Genomic DNA, 16,649 nt, shown 5'->3' with positions numbered 1-16,649 from the left:
GGCATCACTGGCACCGCACTGAGGAAAGAGTTTTAAGATCATCCGTATCCGCCTTCACTGCCTGTCCGGTGCCAACCGTCAGCGCGCAGGCTGTCATGCCGACGGTAATACCGGTTTTTTCCGCATCGGCGGCTGCAAACGTAGCTCGCCAGCGCTGTGGAGCAGGGGCGCGGAACAATGCCACCACGCCGACAAAATACGCTTCACGGCTGACTTTTTCGCTGGCCCTGTATTTTTGGCCGGGTACTAAAGTGACTTCCGTCACTTCCAGCAAATCTGTTCCCAACGCATCTTTTTCCTTTTGCGGATTTAAAAAGGTGTCATAGCTTGCCTGCTGAAAGTTCGCCGTCTGCCTCAACTTGTAAATTCTTGCTACCAGCGCGAGCGAGCGTCCGTTTGCATCGGTATTCAAGCTTTCCGATGCTTGCAGGTTGATCAGTATGGTGCGCGGCGCCTTTTGGGCATCCGGTAATTCAGGCATAGGCGGCTTTTTTATGCCGGTTACTTCCAGCGCCGCATTGGCAACAGTCGCCACCGTCCCCACCGCTGCACAGCCGGCAATCGACAACACCAGCACTGCTACACCCATCATCCGGCACGTGCAAGATTGGCTAATCATTTAGTTAATATACTTGATAAATGAAACATCGAAAAAGATAACCAAATTCAACAACTGATGCTGCATTATAAAATAGACAATGGGATTTCAAGCCTGCTTTTTAATGGTGAAATTGTTACTGAAAATATTTGTTTCTAAGTGTGCATTTTTTTAAATTACGTAAATGACCATTTTTATGATGAATTTGAACGATGTTATTAGCTAAAGACGACATGATTTTTTTAAATTTCCAAAATAAAAATATGATACTTACAACTTGTAGCAATTGACTAGCCGAAATCTTGCTATCTTACTATTGCTCGCATGTTAAACAGCTTATAAGATTCACCACTCAATAACTTAATTAATTTGCATTACTTTTTTTCATCTAAATGATTTTAATATTTGCCGGAGAGAAACGCATGCCTGGTCGGAAAACAAAATTCTTGTCGTGTATCGCGACCGCAATACTGTTAAGTGCTTGCGCGCAGATGCCGGATAAAGCCGCTGATGCACCCCCGCCGCCAAGCCTGGATAGCCTGATGACACAGGCTTCTGTTGCCTCTGAAGGCGGCCAGCCGGATAAGGCGGTTAGCGTGCTGAAAAACGCGGCAAACCTGTATCCGGCAGACAAAGCGCCTTGGCTGCGGATGGCCCAGCTCAATTTTGATAGCGCCAATTATGGTGGCGCCATCACCAATGCGCTGGAAGTGCTGCAACGGGATGCAAGCGACAACGTGGCCAACAGCATCATCGCCGTTAGTGGACTCCGGCTTTCGACCAAGGCGCTTGCAGATCTAAGCCAGCGCAGCAACCTGACAGGTTCGGTCCGCACTGAAGCGCAAGACCTGGCGAAGCTGCTGCGTGAGAGCCTGGGAGAGACAGTGCTGGTCCCGACACGCGGCAAGCCTGCAGTGGCAGCAGCAAAACCGGCCGTTGCTGCCGGTGCAGCCGGTACTGCAACGGCAGCGGCTGTACCTCGCGCCACGAAGGGAGTGTCTGCGAAACCGCCGGTGGAAGCGCAGAAGGCAGACAGCAATCCTTTCGGTTCCTTGAAATAAAGAGTCGTCACATATTTGAAAGCAGGCCGATAGATCCGGTCATTTTTTAGCCTCCTAGGGGAACTGTAATGGCAAAACAAGAAAGTGTACAAAAACGATTGCAAAAAGTGCGGCCTCCGCGGGTTCAGATGACCTATGACGTGGAGATCGGCGATGCCATCGAACAAAAGGAATTGCCCTTTGTCGTCGGCGTTGCAGGTGACTTCAGCGGAAAATCGGATTTGCCGCAGCCACGTTTGAAGGACAGAAAATTTGTCGCAATAGACCGTGACAACTTCGATGAAGTCATGAAGGGCCTGCAACCAAAGGCTGTGTATCGCGTGCCCAACGAACTGAGCGAGCAGGGCGGTGAATTTGCCGTCGACCTGACCTTCAATTCCATGGAAGATTTTCGCCCCGAGTCCGTCGTGGAACAGGTAGAACCATTAAAAAAATTACTGGAAGCGCGTACCAAACTGGCCGACCTCAGGAACAAGCTGGCTGGCAATGAAAAGCTGGAAGACATTCTGAACGACGTGCTCAATAGCACGGAAAAACTCGCCACCCTCAGTCAACAGTCCAACAAGCAAGGAACCTGAAATGTCCGCACAACAATTGGCTACCTCCGCTGCCGGGGAAATCACGGAGTCCGGTTTGCTTGATCAGATTGTAGAGCAAAGCAAAGTGGCGAAATCTTCCACTGAACATGCCCGTGCAAAAGACATCATTTCGGAACTGGTCAGCCAGGTGCTGCTAGGCACGGTGGTGGTTTCGGAAAACCTTGCCGCGACCATCGATGCCCGCGTTGCCGAACTGGACCGCCTTATTTCCAGGCAACTGAGCGCCGTCATGCATGCGCCCGAGTTCCAAAAGCTGGAAAGCAGCTGGACCGGTCTGAATTACCTGGTCAAGAACACGTCGACCAGCCAGAGCCTGAAGATCAAGATGATCAATGTGACCAAGAAAGAACTGGTCAAGGATTTTCAGACGGCGCTTGAATTCGACCAGAGCGCGATGTTCAAGAAAGTGTATGAAGAGGAATTCGGCACCTTCGGCGGCGCCCCATTCGGCGCGCTGATCGGCGATTTTGAAGTCACGCGCCAGCCGGAAGACATGTACCTGATTGAGCAGATGTCGCATATCGCGGCTGCGGCCCATGCGCCTTTCATTTCTGCTGCGTCGCCGGAGCTGTTTGGATTGGAAACCTACAGCGACCTGGGCAAGCCCAGGGACCTGTCGAAAATATTCGACACGGTGGAATACGCGAAATGGAAATCCTTCCGCGAATCCGAAGATTCCCGCTATGTGGGTCTGACTTTGCCACGCTTTCTCGGCCGCCTGCCGTTCAATCCGCGTGATGGCGCAACAGTGGAGGGCTTCAATTTTGTCGAGGACGTGGACGGTACGGATCACCAGAAATACCTGTGGTGCAACGCCGCCTACGCTCTGGGTACCAAGCTGACCAAGGCATTCGACGATTTCGGCTGGTGCGCGGCAATCCGCGGTGTCGAAGGCGGCGGTCTGGTGGAAGACCTGCCCACCCATACCTTTAAAACCGACGAAGGCGAAGTGGCATTGAAATGCCCGGCTGAAATTGCCATTACCGACAGGCGCGAGAAAGAATTGAGCGACCTCGGCTTTATCTCGCTGGTGCATTGCAAGGATACGGATTACGCCGCATTTTTCGGCGCCCAGTCCACGCAGAAGGCCAAGAAATACAACACCGACTCAGCCAATGCCAACGCCGTGCTGTCTGCACAGTTGCAGTATATTTTTGCCGTTTCCCGCATCGCGCACTACATGAAAGCCATGATGCGCGACAAGATCGGCAGCTTTGCCGCCGCCTCGAATGTAGAAGATTTTCTGAACCGCTGGCTGACCCAGTATGTACTTCTGGACGATAACGCCAGTCAGGAACAGAAAGCCCAATTCCCGTTAAGGGAAGCATCAGTCCAAGTGTCGGAAGTACCGGGACGCCCCGGGGTGTATCGCGCAGTCAGTTTCCTGCGCCCTCACTTCCAGTTGGATGAATTATCAGTGTCACTCCGTCTGGTCGCGGAGCTGCCTCAATCGACCAAGTCGTAATTTTTTTTAATTTAGTACTTATTTAGGATGATAAATAATGGCAATCGACGTCTACCTGCAAATTGATGGTATCAAAGGTGAATCAACCGATACCGACCACAAGGACTGGATCGAATGTACCGGTGTCCAATGGGAAGTGCTTCAGCCTAAAACTGCTACCTCGTCAACAGGCGGCGGCCATACGGCGGAACGTTGCGAGCACAAAGACATCGTGATCTCGAAACTGGCCGATCTGTCCACACCGCTGCTGCTGCAAAACAGCTCCTCGGGCAAAACCATTCCGAAAGCCAAGTTTGAGTTCCTGCGTGCCGATGCTCAGGGCCAGCGCATCAAGTACTTTGAAATCGAACTGGAAAACGTCCTGGTCGGCGGCGTAGCACCGGCGATTGCGCCAGGCGCGATTTTGGGTGAAGAAGTCCGCCTGAAATACTCCAAGGTGAAATGGAAATACACGCAGCAAAAAGTAGGCGGCGGCTCCGGTGGCAATACTTCCGGCGGCTGGGATCTGTCTGCGAACAAAACGATTTAAATTTTTTTGTAGATCCGCGGGCGGAGTCCTGGTCCGCAGGTTCGCTGCAAACAATAAACGGCATAGCTTGCCGGTATTTTTCTGCGGCGGACTTGCGGGGCAGGCGTTCTTTTAAGCCGCGGTATTTTTTTTGGGAAGCACATTAATGCAAGGTTTCGCCCCAGGGCTGCTGGATAAATTGATGGGAGACGGGAGACATACGTCATCCGGAGATACCGTCACACGTCTTTCAATGGAAGACCTTAAGGATGCAGTCGCACGCGATCTCGAAGCATTGTTGAATACCAGAAAAATTATCCCTGAAGGCCTGCTGGCTTCCTACCCTGAATGCAGTAAATCGATTGCCACCTACGGCTTGAGCGACTTTGCGGGCCTGAGCCTGGCCAGCACAGACGACCGTGCATTTATCTGCCGTTCGCTGGAGCAAACCATTGCCCGGCATGAGCCGAGGCTGCGCAATGTCAAAGCCGCACTGGAAGTGCAGGAAGGCTCGATCAACAGGCTGAATTTCGCCATTTCTGCATTGCTGGTAGTGCATCCAGCGCAGGAGCCGGTCAGTTTCGACGCGGTACTGCAACCGTCCAGCCTGCATTACTCCATCAGCAAGACCCGTAGGGCAGCGCGTGCCGGGATGACACATGGATGAATTGCTTCCGTACTATGAGCGCGAACTAGGTTTTTTAAGACGTTACTCCCGCGAATTTTCAGAACGCTATCCGAAAATTGCCGGGCGTCTGCTGATGGTGGGCGAGGTCTGTGAAGATCCCCACATCGAGCGGATGATACAGTCGTTTGCGCTGCTCAATTCGCGCATCTCAAAGCGACTGGATGACGACTATCCAGAATTCACAGAGGCATTGTTCGATGTCCTGTACCCGCATTACCTGCGCCCGTTTCCTTCCTGTTCGATTGCCAGGATGGATTACAGCGCCGCTGCGGCACAATTGACTGCAGCCAGTGAAATACCGCGCGGCACCGAGTTGGCGACGCGTCCTGTGAAGGGCGTCGCCTGCAAGTTCAAGACTGTGTACGATGTGACGGTTGCACCGATCCGTCTGTCGCAAGCCAGATTCAATGCGATTGCATCGCCGCCGGAAGCGGTAGTGCTGCCGCCAAAGGCAAGCTCCACCATCAGCATTACGCTGGACGCAACCTCGATGCAGGCGGGATTTGCGCAGCTGAACCTGCCGTCATTGCGCGCCTTTATTGACGGTGAATCTTCTTTCTGCGCCGGCCTGCGCGACAGCCTGTTCATGCGCACTCTATGTGCCTACGTCGAGGTGGACCAGAATGGCCGCTGGCTGCCGCTGGCCAAGACGCCAATTGCCGGCGTGGGTTTTGACGAGAGCGAGGCATTGATACCATTTGCGCCGCGTTCGCATCCTGCATACCGGCTACTGACAGAATATTTTACCTTCCCGGAGAAATTTAACTTTTTCGATATCGACATGACGTCGATCAACAAGCTGCTGCCGACTGCCAGCAGGTCGTTCACCTTGCACCTGGTCTTGGGAGGTTTGCGGGCAGATTCCAATATGGCGCGCATGCTCGGCAATTTGTCGGCCAATAACGTATTGCTGGGCTGTACGCCCGTGATTAACCTGTTCAAGCAGAGGGGTGATCCGATACGCCTGACGCATGCCGCGGCACATTATCCGGTGGTAGCAGATTCGCGTCGCGCGTTTGCCTATGAAGTGCACAGCATTGATTCGGTAAAACTGGTGCGCCAGACGCCGCAAGGCGAATCCATTACCGAATTCCGGCCTTTTTATTCGCTCAGGCATGGCGAAACTTCGGAAAAAGAAGGGCATTACTGGGTTGCACACCGCGATGAGATGGTAGCTCTGAAGAGCCCTGGCTACGAGACTGAAATTTCCATCGTTGATATCGACTTTGACCCCGCTATCGTGGAAACCCAGACATTGAGCCTGGAACTGACCTGCTGCAACCGCGATCTTCCTGCGTCACTGACCTATGGCCTGCCGGGCGGAGACCTGTTCCTGGAAGGTGGTTCCATGGTACGTGCGATCAGCTTCCTGCGCAAACCGACTGAATCCCACCGTTTTGAACGGGGCCGGGGTGCGCACTGGCGCCTGATCTCCCATCTGTCACTGAATCATTTATCGCTGTCCAAGGGCGGCCTGGAAGCATTCCAGGAAATGCTGCGCCTGTACGACCTGCCCAGGTCTGCCACGTCGCAGCGCCAGATCGGCGGTGTCATCGATATCGAACACAAGGCGGCAAAAGCCTGGCTACCAGGCAATCCATTTGCGTGCCTGGTACGCGGTATAGAGGTGCGCCTGACCATAGACGAAGAAAGCTTCGTCGGCAGCGGCATCCACGTTTTTGCGCATATCGTGGAGCGCTTCCTGGGCCTGTATGTCACCGCCAACAGCTTTACCCAGCTGGTAATCGTTTCAAATAGAACAGGGGAGGACCTGCTGCGATGCTTGCCGAGAAGCGGAGATTTGAGCCTAGTGTAGTCCAGCGCCTGCTGGATGAGCCCTACCGGTTCCAGTTCTTTCAGGCTGTTCGCATTATTGAGCTTTGGCTCAAGCAGAACGGCGTGCCGCATGACAACGCCGTCGCAGGATACCTGCGCTTCAAGAACAGGGTGTCACTGAGTTTTCCTGCCAGCGAAGTAGATGCGCTGACGCCGTATCCGGCAACGATACAAAGAACGGACAACGAACTTCTGGCAGCGCTGCTGAGCGGAGAGTTGGCCCACATCGGTATGACGCCTTCCTTCATGGGTTTTTTGGGCGGCAACGGCACGCTGCCAGCACACTACACCGAGCGCATCGCAGAGCATCTGCTGTTTGAGAGGGATGAGGGCCCCAAGGCCTTTCTTGACACGTTCTCCAACCGCGCAGTGGCGTTGTTTTACCAGGCCTGGCGTAAATACCGGCTGGAACTGAAGTATGAGCTGGGCGGAGAAGATAAATTCCTGCCGCTGCTGCTGTCGCTGGCAGGCGTCGGCCATGAATCCCTGCAGCGTAGAAACAGCGAAGAGGAAGAGGGTGTATTTGACCAGACCATGGGGTATTACGCCTCGGCGATGATGCAACGCCCTGCTTCAGCAGCGTATATGCAGCAGGTGCTCAGCGAATATTTTGCGGTTCCGGTTGCCATCGAACAGTTTATCGGCTTCTGGTATGACGTGCCGCTGCATCAGCAAACCATGCTGGGCGCGAGCAACGCCATACTCGGCTCGGAAGCCATGGCAGGCTCCCGCGTGTGGCAGCGTGACCTGCGCATGAAAGTAATCTTAGGTCCCTTGGCAAGGAAAGATTTTGAAACTTTTCTGCCAGGAGAAAAAGCAGCCAGGTCGCTGGAAAAGATGCTGACGATGTTCAGCAACCTTTGCCTGGAATATGAGGTGCAGCTGATTCTGCGCAGGCAGGATGTGCACGGCACCAGCCTGGCAAGCGAACGTGAAGGCGGGCGGCTGGGATGGGATAGCTTCCTTACCACGGGTGATGCGACCGAAGACCGCCAGGATGTGAAATATGAAATACATGCGTTGTAAACCGCACAGATATTGCGGCTGCAATATTGAAAGATAAGGCAGGTTCCAGGGCCGGGTTCATCTACTAACAAGGATAAGCATTGATGAGTATCAATCTCAAGACATTGATCAGCAAACTGAACGAGACTTCCCGCACGGCGGCGACGAGGGCGGCAACTATCTGCGTTGGTTTGGGCCAATATGAGGTAGATATTGAACACCTGTTCCTGGCATTGCTGGAGCAACCGCAGAGCGACTTTGTCATCATTTCACGCAAATGCGGCATCAGTGTCGCCAGCCTGGAAGCTGATCTGCGCACGGAAATCAACCGCTTCAAGACCGGCAATGCGCGCACGCCGGTATTCTCGCCACACCTGCCCAAGTTGTTTGAACATGCGTGGCTGCTGGCCTCGCTGGATGCACAGGCCGGCCAGGAACACCAGATCCGCAGCAGCCATTTGCTGCTGGCCCTGCTGACCGAGCCGGACCTGGCACAACTGGCGTATCGCGGATCCAAACTGTTTGTGAAGTTCAAGCTGGACGATTTGAAACACGATCTGGACAAACTGACCGCCGGTTCGCAAGAGGGCAGCAGCGCCGTACCTCTTGGACAACCGGAAGAGGGCGGAGACCCGGCCGGGGATTTGATAACCAGGCCCGCTCCCACCAAAACCCCTGCGCTGGACCAGTTCACAACCAACCTGACGCAACGTGCGCGGGATGGCAAGGTTGACCCTGTCATTGGCCGCGACATGGAAATACGGCAGGCAATCGATATCCTGATGCGGCGACGCCAGAACAATCCCATCCTGACCGGCGAAGCCGGTGTCGGCAAGACCGCAGTGGTGGAAGGGCTGGCCTTGCGCATCGCGCAAAAGGACGTCCCGGAAGTGCTGCACGGCGTGGAAATCCATACGCTGGACATGGGGCTGTTGCAGGCCGGCGCCAGCGTCAAGGGGGAATTTGAAAATCGCCTGAAAAACGTCATCGACGAAGTCAAGAAAAGCCCACATGCCATCATCCTGTTCATCGACGAGGCACATACGATGATAGGCGCCGGCGGCCAGGCGGGGCAAAACGATGCGGCCAACCTGCTGAAACCGGCGCTGGCGCGCGGCGAACTGCGTACGATTGCCGCCACCACCTGGAGCGAATACAAGAAATATTTCGAAAAGGATGCCGCACTGGCGAGGCGTTTCCAGGTCATCAAGGTGGAAGAGCCTTCCGAGGAGCTGGCCTGCGCCATGCTGCGCGGCATGGCGCCGCTGATGGAAAAGCATTTCAACGTGCGCGTCTACGACGAGGCCATCACTGAAGCCGTAAGGCTTTCGCACCGCTATATCAGCGGCCGGCAATTGCCTGACAAGGCCATCAGCGTGCTGGATACCGCCTGTGCCAAGGTGGCACTGGGGCAGAATGCAACGCCGGTCTTGCTGGAAAATATCCATAAACAGCTGGATCGCATCACCGCTGAAACTGCTTCGCTGGAAAGAGAACAGAGCAGCGGCGCCAAACATGCCGCCCGCCTGCAGGAGTTGCGGGAGCTTGCCGTCACCCTCGCCAGCGACCGCGACCTGCTTACCTCGCGCTGGGAGCAGGAAAAACAGCTCACGGAACAAATTAAGACCCTGCGCAGTTCACTGGAGGCAGCAGAAAACAGCGTGCAGGAAAACCGCGCGGATGCGCCTGCTGTTACAAATACCCCCGCAAAATCGGGCAAAAAAACGAGAGATGCAAAGGGTAGCGAAAGCAGCGAAGGCAGCCAGAAACTGCAGGACCTGATCGAACAGCTTAAGCTGCTCCAGGGCGAAACGCCGATGGTGCCGGTACAGGTGGACGGCCACATCGTCGCAGAGATCGTCGCAGCATGGACTGGCATCCCCCTGGGCAAGATGGTGAAAGACGAGATCAAAACCGTGCTGAACCTGAAGAATCTGCTGCAGGAAAGAGTGCTGGGTCAGACGCATGCGATTGAGGCAGTCGCACAAAGGGTGCGCACCTCGCGCGCCAACCTTGATGATCCGAACAAGCCCAAGGGTGTATTCCTGTTTGTGGGTCCTTCAGGCATAGGCAAAACCGAAACCGCACTGGCATTGGCCGACGTGCTGTATGGCGGCGAGCGCAAGCTGGTCACGATCAATATGAGCGAATATCAGGAAGCGCATAGCGTCTCCGGCCTGAAAGGCTCGCCACCAGGCTATGTCGGCTACGGCGAAGGCGGCGTGCTGACAGAAGCGGTGCGGCGCAACCCGTATAGCGTGGTGTTGCTGGATGAAGTGGAAAAAGCGCATCCCGATGTGCTGGAGCTGTTCTTCCAGGTATTCGACAAGGGTGTGCTGGACGATGCCGAGGGCCGCGAGATCGATTTCAAGAATACCATCATTATCCTGACATCGAATGTCGCCTCCAGCCTCATGATGCAAGCCTGCCTGAATAGGGAGGCCGCTGATCTCCCTACGCCGGCCATGCTGGAAGAACAGATCCGTCCGCAACTGATGAAAGCCTTCAAGCCGGCTTTCCTGGGACGCTTGAAGGTAATTCCGTTTTATCCTATCGCTGACGACATCCTGGCCCAGATCATAGAGCTGAAACTGAAGCACATCCAGAAACGCATCAGCGCCAACCACAAGGCAGAGTTCAGCCACGACGACGCGCTGGTGGACGCTGTGCTGGCACGCTGTACCGAGGTCGATTCCGGCGCGCGCAATGTCGACAACATCCTTAACGGCACCTTGCTGCCTGAAATTGCCGAGAGCGTGCTCGCCAAGATGGCGGAAGGCGCGAGCATCGCCAAAATCAAGGTCAGCGCCAACAAGCGGGGCCAGTTCAGGTACACGATCAAATAAGATGATGGCAATCCTTATACAAGCACAAGCTGCGTACCTTTCTAATGCCGCCCCGGGCGCCGGAGGAGGGAGTGCGATGCCGCATCCGCGAACTACTCAGGCTCGCAGTGCAATACATCAGGGCCAGCCATGACACCGGCCGATATCGTCAACATGCTGAGCGGTGGATGGGCGCAGGACAGCCGTCTGCTGCGCCTGACTACGCCCGCGGGGCTGGCGCAGCTGATGGCGGAAAGCTTTCACGGCACGGAAAGCCTGAATGAAGGCTTCCGCCTGGAAGTTACCGCACTCTCCACCGACGCCGATATCGAACTCAAAACCTTGCTCGGGCAGCCTGTATTACTGGAACTGCTGACAGCGGACGGCCTGGAAAGCACGCGCCCCTTCCATGGCCATATTACGGCCGTGGAGGCCGTAGGCGCCAACGGTGGCATGGCCCGCTACAAACTGGTGACCGAGCCCTGGACCGCCATGCTGGCGTTGCGGCGCGACAGCACCACCTACCAGGACATGACGGTGCTGCAAATCCTGGAATCCATTTTCCAGGATTACGAAGGCCAGGGTAAATTATTGCCGTTGTGGCGTATGGACGTAGAAAATCCCTCTGTCTATCCCAAGCGCTCGCTGACAACCCAATACCAGGAAAGCGATCTGGCTTTTGTGCAAAGGCTGATGAACGAAGAGGGTTTGTTCTCGTGGATAGAGCACTCGGGCGATGCGGCCAGCCCCGCGCTGGGTAGCCACACCCTGGTGATTGCCGATCATAACGGCGCCTTCCAGCCCAACCAGCAGGCGCAGGTCAATTTCACGCAGTCGGGCGCCGTGATGCCCGGCGACAGCATGGACCGCTGGCGCAGCGAAAGGCGCTGGCAAACCAGCGGCATAGAGCTGCTGAGCTGGGATTACCGGCAGATCAACACCCGCCCGATCTCCGCACATAGCACAGCAGCCAACAGCAGCAACAGCCTGCCGCTGGTTTCGCAGGACGCGCCGGGCCTGTATAGCTACGAATCCAGGGAACAAGGCCAGCGTATCGCCAACAACCAGCTACAGGCGCTGGAAGCCCATAACAAAATTTTTACCGGTGCGGGCACCGTGCGTTCACTAGCGCCAGGCACTACCTTTACGCTGAACGGGCACGCAGAGCATGATTTGGAAACCAGCAACGATGACCGCAGCTTTGTCGTGCTGCGCGTTGTCCACCAGGCACATAACAACCTGAGTGCCGATCTGCATGCCCATATCGCGCAAAGCCTGGGGCTGCCCTATGCAGACACATCCAAGAATGCAACGCAGCAGGCAGATCCGTTCAGCCTGTCCGGCATACTGCAATCGGCCGACGAGCTAAAGGGCGAAAAGCCCATCTATCGCAATCGCGTGGATGCCATCCGCAGCAAGATACCCTACCGCAACCTGGGCACCGACCAGCACGGCAAGCTGCTGCATCCCAAGCCCACCGTTTATGGACAGCAGACGGCTGTCGTCGTGGGCCCGCAGGGCGCGGCCATCCATACCGACCGCGACCACAGGGTTAAAGTACAGTTTCACTGGCAGCGCGGCGGCAACAGCCATAGCCGTCTGGCGCATCCACAATCAAGCGGTCATACCGGCGCGCCGGCGAACGAGCAATCCGGCACCTGGGTCAGGATTGCAACCTCACTGGCACCCGTTGCCGGAGCCAATTGGGGCAGCAATGCAGTTCCCCGCATAGGACAGGAAGTATTGGTCGATTTTATTGAAGGGGATATAGATCGCCCCGTCATCATCGGCAGCCTGTATAACGGCCAGGGCCAACAAGACGCGCAATACAACCAGCTGGCGCAAGGCGCGGGCACCGCCACCGGCAATGCTCCCGCCTGGTTCCCCGGCGAAAGCGACGGGCATGCCCATCCGGCGGCGCTTTCGGGTATCAAGACCCAGGCCATGGGCGCCAGCCAGCAGGGCAGCGGCGGCTACAACCAGCTGGTATTTGACGACAGCCCCGGAGAAAGCCGGACCAGCCTCCAGAGCCACGCCAGCCCGCATGACGGCGCCAGCGAACTCAACCTCGGGCACCTGCGCCACCAGACCGACAACCAAAGGCTGAACAAGACAGGCTTTGGTAGCGAACTCAAAACCCAGCATAGCGCAGCACTGAGGGCCGGGCAGGGCATGCTGATCACCACCGATGCAAGAGCCAATGCCACCAGCAGCCAGCTGGATTCCATTGAAGCACAAGCGCAGGTAGAAGCCAGCCATGCAATCCAGCTCAGTCTTGCCGAAACTGCGCAGGCCCACAATGCCAAGCTGAAGGACGATAAAAAACAGGATGAGCCGGAACCCGCCAAGCTGCCCGCTCTGCAGCAGCAGGAACACAGCGGGGAAGTGCTGAAGACCAGCGCCGGCATCGATGCCGGCAGCAACACAGACGGTAGCGGCGGCCAGGGGCAGGTCACTGCTTACAGCGACCCGCAGATCCAGTTCAGCAGCCCCGCTGGCATTGCTGCCACAACGCCGGCAGACGCCGTTTTTAATGCCGGCAACACCAGCAGTATCACTGCCGGCCAGGATATTAACTTTGCGGCACAGGGAAACCACCTCCATGCCGTCAAGGCGGGCATCAGCCTGTTCACCTTCGGCAAAGCCGGTGCTGAAACCGGCAAGGACAAGCCCAATAAGGAAACCGGCATCAAGCTGCACGCTGCCGCAGGTAAATTCAGCATGCAGAGCCAAAGCGACGAAACCAGGGTCACGGCCGATAAACAGATCACGGTCGCCAGTATCAGCAAGGCCGTCACCATTGCCGCCCCCAAGCATGTACTGCTGACGGCGCAAGGCGCCTATATCCGCCTGGAAGGCGGCAACATCATGATCCACGGGCCAGGAACCATGGCGTTTAATGCGAGCATGAAGGCGCTGGCAGGGCCGGCCAGTGCCAACCCCGCTTTGCCTGCATTGCCAACAGCTGACGAACTGAAAAAAGATATCGAGCTTAATTTCCACTACAGCGACCTGGAGCCAGTGAAAGGCGCGCCCTACAAAATCACCTTCGCCGACGGTACGTCACGCCAGGGAACGCTGGACGACAAGGGGTATGCGCTGGTCGCAAACGCTCCCAAGGGAGACTATCACGTCGAATACGGCGAAGACCGGCGCGAATGGAAGCCGGAGCCCCTGAAGCCCGATCCCTTGCTGGAACGGGCGCGGCAACAGAAAGACCAGGCAAAGGCAATGATCGATGCAGAACGCAAGAAAAGTGAAACAGGCGAGGACGCATGACAACAGCACCAGACACCAGCCTTCTTAACGACATCGGTAAATTCTTCAAAGACCTGATCCTGGGAGATTTTGAAGAAGACCAGGGCACTGCTGCGATGATCGTTGGCGGCGCCATTTCGCTGATCCCGGTAGTGGACCAGATCATGGATGTGCGGGATGTATCCGGGATGATCTACCGTATCGGTAAAAAAGGTGTTGCCAATGCCAACAAGGATGACTGGATCGACATGGCGCTGGCAGCATTCGGCTGCATCCCCGAGGTAGGCAGCCTGTTCAAGACCATCGTCAAGCCGATCAAGAAATATCGCAAGGAAAGCAAGCTCCTAGGCCACCTTCCAAGCTCTGCGTTGGTGGAAAGCATGCTTGGCAAAAGCAAGGGCGCCGCTATCAAGTTTTTCAAGACTTTCCAGTGGGCAGCCAATACCCAGCAGGCCATTACGTTATCAATGGATGCGCTGGATAATTGCGTCGACTTGCTGACCATCCTGTCCCAACCGCACTGGTGGCTGCCGGAAGACATCCAGTATCTTGCGCGCGACCTGAAACCAAGGGTGGAACAGGTACGGGGCCCGCTGAAGGCTGGTATCCAGGAAGGATCTGCTGCGCTGCAGGAAATGATCAAGGACATGCTTGGCGAAGATGCGCTGTGGGTTGCCCAAAAAGTTACCTATGCCGCTGCCGTAGTGGGTAATAGCGGCGCCAAGCACAATGACAAACCCGCTGCGGCGGCAAGCCACGCCGCGCCGCCGGCAAAACACCATAGCGAGGCACCGGCTGCCAAGGCAAAACCCGAACAGCCCGTGTCGCCCGGTAAAGGCAAAACGCACGAAAAACTTGCAGATTCCAACCGCCAGACCACGCAGGCGGACACCGGGCATACCAGCCACGCGCGACGCACCGCGCGTGAATTGCTGAACGATGTCACCTTTATTCCCCGCGGCCTGGTCGGCGAGCACATGGCTGACTACTACCACATGGAACACAAGCTCAATGCAAAAGGCGCATGGCCGCATGGTGACGTCAAGGGCAAATGGAAATCAGCGTTTCCGCGCATCGTGGGGCCGAATAACAAGGACGAAAGGCCTTCCGAGCTTGTGCCTGAAGATCTGGCCAAAGTCACGTTATCCGGGGTTGATACAATCTGGCAAGTTAATGCGGCAACCTATCATTTTATAGAAGCCAAGACCAGCGAAAGCGCCGGCAGCATGTACGGCATGGGGCAAAAGAAAATGAGGCTGGGCAGCATCCCGACTGCACCTGCAACACTGACCGACAGACAACTGGCACTATGGAGCTTACTAGGGGAGCCAAAAAAGGGAACGCAGATGGGACGAAAATGGATTGCCGCGAGCACATCTCAAAGATCCATGCAATCTGATAGCAATCTGAAAAACCGTTGGGTATACTTGTTTTTAGCTATACCCACAGTCTCTAATCCGTTTGGAAAACACAAAGATCCTAAAGGACTGAGTCTGATACCCGCCGCAGGAATATATGAGCATCTGCAAGCAGTAATTGAAATTCTGGCCTCCGCAGATTTTCATAACGTGAAACTGCACGATATTCACAAACCTACACATGGCGTATCTGAAACCTTTGATGCTGAAGATATTGATTTTGTTGCAGATCGGCGGTTGTCAGTCCCCAAGAAAACAAAGCCAGTCGCTGAGCAAGAACAAGATGAACAAAAAGTAAAGCCACAACAGCCGCCAAAAGCGTCTCGAAAGAAAGGTAAGTAAAGATGGATGTCGTGTTGCCGTTCCCGAAAAAACGTCGCCAACAATTTTTAGATGCCCGGCTATATGAAAAAACCCAAGAGAATCAACAAGATCTATTGGCGGGCAACAGGGACAATCTACAAATTCAGACTCCTGGTACCGAAGCGTACTCGGTAAGCTATGCCATGCTGTATTTGGAGTCGCTGTGGAGCTGGATGCTGGACTATACTGCCGGCTGCGCAATTGAAGGGCTGGCGCCGCGCCTCTCGACAATTGTCGATGCATTTGAAGCTTGGAATGAGGCTCATCAACTGTGGTTAAAGGCAGTTCGCCAAAAATTTCCCGAAGATGGACCTTATGAATACCGGGCAGCGCCAGATTTCAGCTCGACTGCAGATTATGAAGACACAATGCAATTACTTGGCATTGCTGTTCTTTTACGGGACGTTCGATCTATCGGGCGAATAGTCCAGGTAATGCGTAGCCACCGCGGTGAAGATGCCTTATTTGAGCAACTGATAGGCGCTTATGTGGAAGACCCTATCGATATCGAGACCTGCATTTTAGGTAAGCCCTATACCTATTTACTAAACTCATATTATAGCGACTCCGATGACAGCTCTCTGGAAGAAATAGGAAAATATCTAAAGAACTGGTATCCGGCGATGAAAGATCATCCACGCTGGTACGATGGCCACTTACGAGCAAGCAAAGAGGGGCATGCACCATATTATGGCTATTGGGCATTTGAAGCAGGGGCTACAGTCTATCTGCTCAACATCAACGATAGTTTGATTGACCATCTGGTGTACCCAAAGGACTTGGTTGCTTACGGAAAAAGTTTGCGCGAACAAGACCGTTATACCAGCCAAGGCCAGAGTGATGCTCCGCAGGCCGGAAGAGTGCAAGGAGGCCAGCTTTGCCCTTCCGAAGGCTACTGGGAAACACCTGCTCGCGCAAATAGTCGCCGTTTCTTTCAGCAGGGCGAGATCATGCCGGTATTTGACGGTGCTAATTATGGTGCAACAATCTGGCAGCGTAGTACAGACCAAAATTCAGCAGTCTGA

General features: G+C 55.2%; 12 protein-coding genes. 11 read left to right on the top strand and 1 reads right to left on the bottom strand.

Going from position 1 to position 16,649, the window contains the following annotated elements:
• Positions 1-4: 4 nt before the first annotated feature.
• Positions 5-592: a type VI secretion system lipoprotein TssJ gene (gene tssJ / locus ACO0LO_RS24585; RefSeq protein ID WP_422968373.1), complete on the bottom strand. Its 588-nt coding sequence runs from the start codon at positions 590-592 to the stop codon at positions 5-7.
• Positions 593-1,140: 548 nt separating this feature from the next.
• Between tssJ and ACO0LO_RS24580 the strand changes: the two genes are divergently transcribed.
• From ACO0LO_RS24580 to ACO0LO_RS24530, 11 genes are all read left to right on the top strand, one after another.
• Entirely contained in the window at positions 1,141-1,659 is a 519-nt protein-coding gene (locus tag ACO0LO_RS24580) for a hypothetical protein (RefSeq protein ID WP_422968371.1), read from the top strand.
• Positions 1,660-1,727: 68 nt separating this feature from the next.
• A complete protein-coding gene (tssB, locus tag ACO0LO_RS24575) occupies positions 1,728-2,237 on the top strand; it encodes a type VI secretion system contractile sheath small subunit (protein ID WP_422968369.1) in 510 nt (169 codons plus the stop codon).
• A gap of 1 nt (position 2,238) precedes the next feature.
• Positions 2,239-3,723, top strand: coding sequence for a type VI secretion system contractile sheath large subunit (gene tssC / locus ACO0LO_RS24570; protein ID WP_422968367.1), 1,485 nt, complete (start codon positions 2,239-2,241; stop codon positions 3,721-3,723).
• 37 nt (positions 3,724-3,760) lie between these two features.
• On the top strand, positions 3,761-4,252 hold the full coding sequence (locus tag ACO0LO_RS24565) for an Hcp family type VI secretion system effector (RefSeq protein WP_394780053.1): 492 nt from the start codon (positions 3,761-3,763) through the stop codon (positions 4,250-4,252).
• 145 nt (positions 4,253-4,397) lie between these two features.
• Positions 4,398-4,898, top strand: a complete 501-nt coding sequence (gene tssE / locus ACO0LO_RS24560; protein ID WP_422968365.1) for a type VI secretion system baseplate subunit TssE — start codon at positions 4,398-4,400, stop codon at positions 4,896-4,898.
• Positions 4,891-6,735, top strand: a complete 1,845-nt coding sequence (tssF, locus tag ACO0LO_RS24555; RefSeq protein ID WP_422968363.1) for a type VI secretion system baseplate subunit TssF — start codon at positions 4,891-4,893, stop codon at positions 6,733-6,735. Before tssE ends, tssF begins: the two co-directional genes overlap by 8 nt.
• Positions 6,699-7,781: a type VI secretion system baseplate subunit TssG gene (gene tssG / locus ACO0LO_RS24550; protein ID WP_422968361.1), complete on the top strand. Its 1,083-nt coding sequence runs from the start codon at positions 6,699-6,701 to the stop codon at positions 7,779-7,781. The genes tssF and tssG overlap by 37 nt, the downstream gene beginning before the upstream one ends.
• Before the next feature lie 83 nt (positions 7,782-7,864).
• Complete coding sequence (gene tssH, locus ACO0LO_RS24545) at positions 7,865-10,606, top strand: type VI secretion system ATPase TssH (protein WP_422968359.1); 2,742 nt, start codon at positions 7,865-7,867, stop codon at positions 10,604-10,606.
• 129 nt (positions 10,607-10,735) lie between these two features.
• Positions 10,736-13,864, top strand: a complete 3,129-nt coding sequence (locus ACO0LO_RS24540; protein ID WP_422968357.1) for a type VI secretion system Vgr family protein — start codon at positions 10,736-10,738, stop codon at positions 13,862-13,864.
• 131 nt (positions 13,865-13,995) lie between these two features.
• Complete coding sequence (locus ACO0LO_RS24535) at positions 13,996-15,603, top strand: hypothetical protein (RefSeq protein WP_422968355.1); 1,608 nt, start codon at positions 13,996-13,998, stop codon at positions 15,601-15,603.
• Positions 15,604-15,605: 2 nt separating this feature from the next.
• A complete protein-coding gene (locus tag ACO0LO_RS24530; protein ID WP_422968353.1) occupies positions 15,606-16,649 on the top strand; it encodes a PoNe immunity protein domain-containing protein in 1,044 nt (347 codons plus the stop codon).

Source organism: Undibacterium sp. TJN25 (assembly GCF_049339885.1).
Lineage (GTDB): Bacteria > Pseudomonadota > Gammaproteobacteria > Burkholderiales > Burkholderiaceae_D > Undibacterium.
Note: the sequence above shows the minus strand (reverse complement) of the source record. Positions and strands in the feature narration are given on the sequence as shown.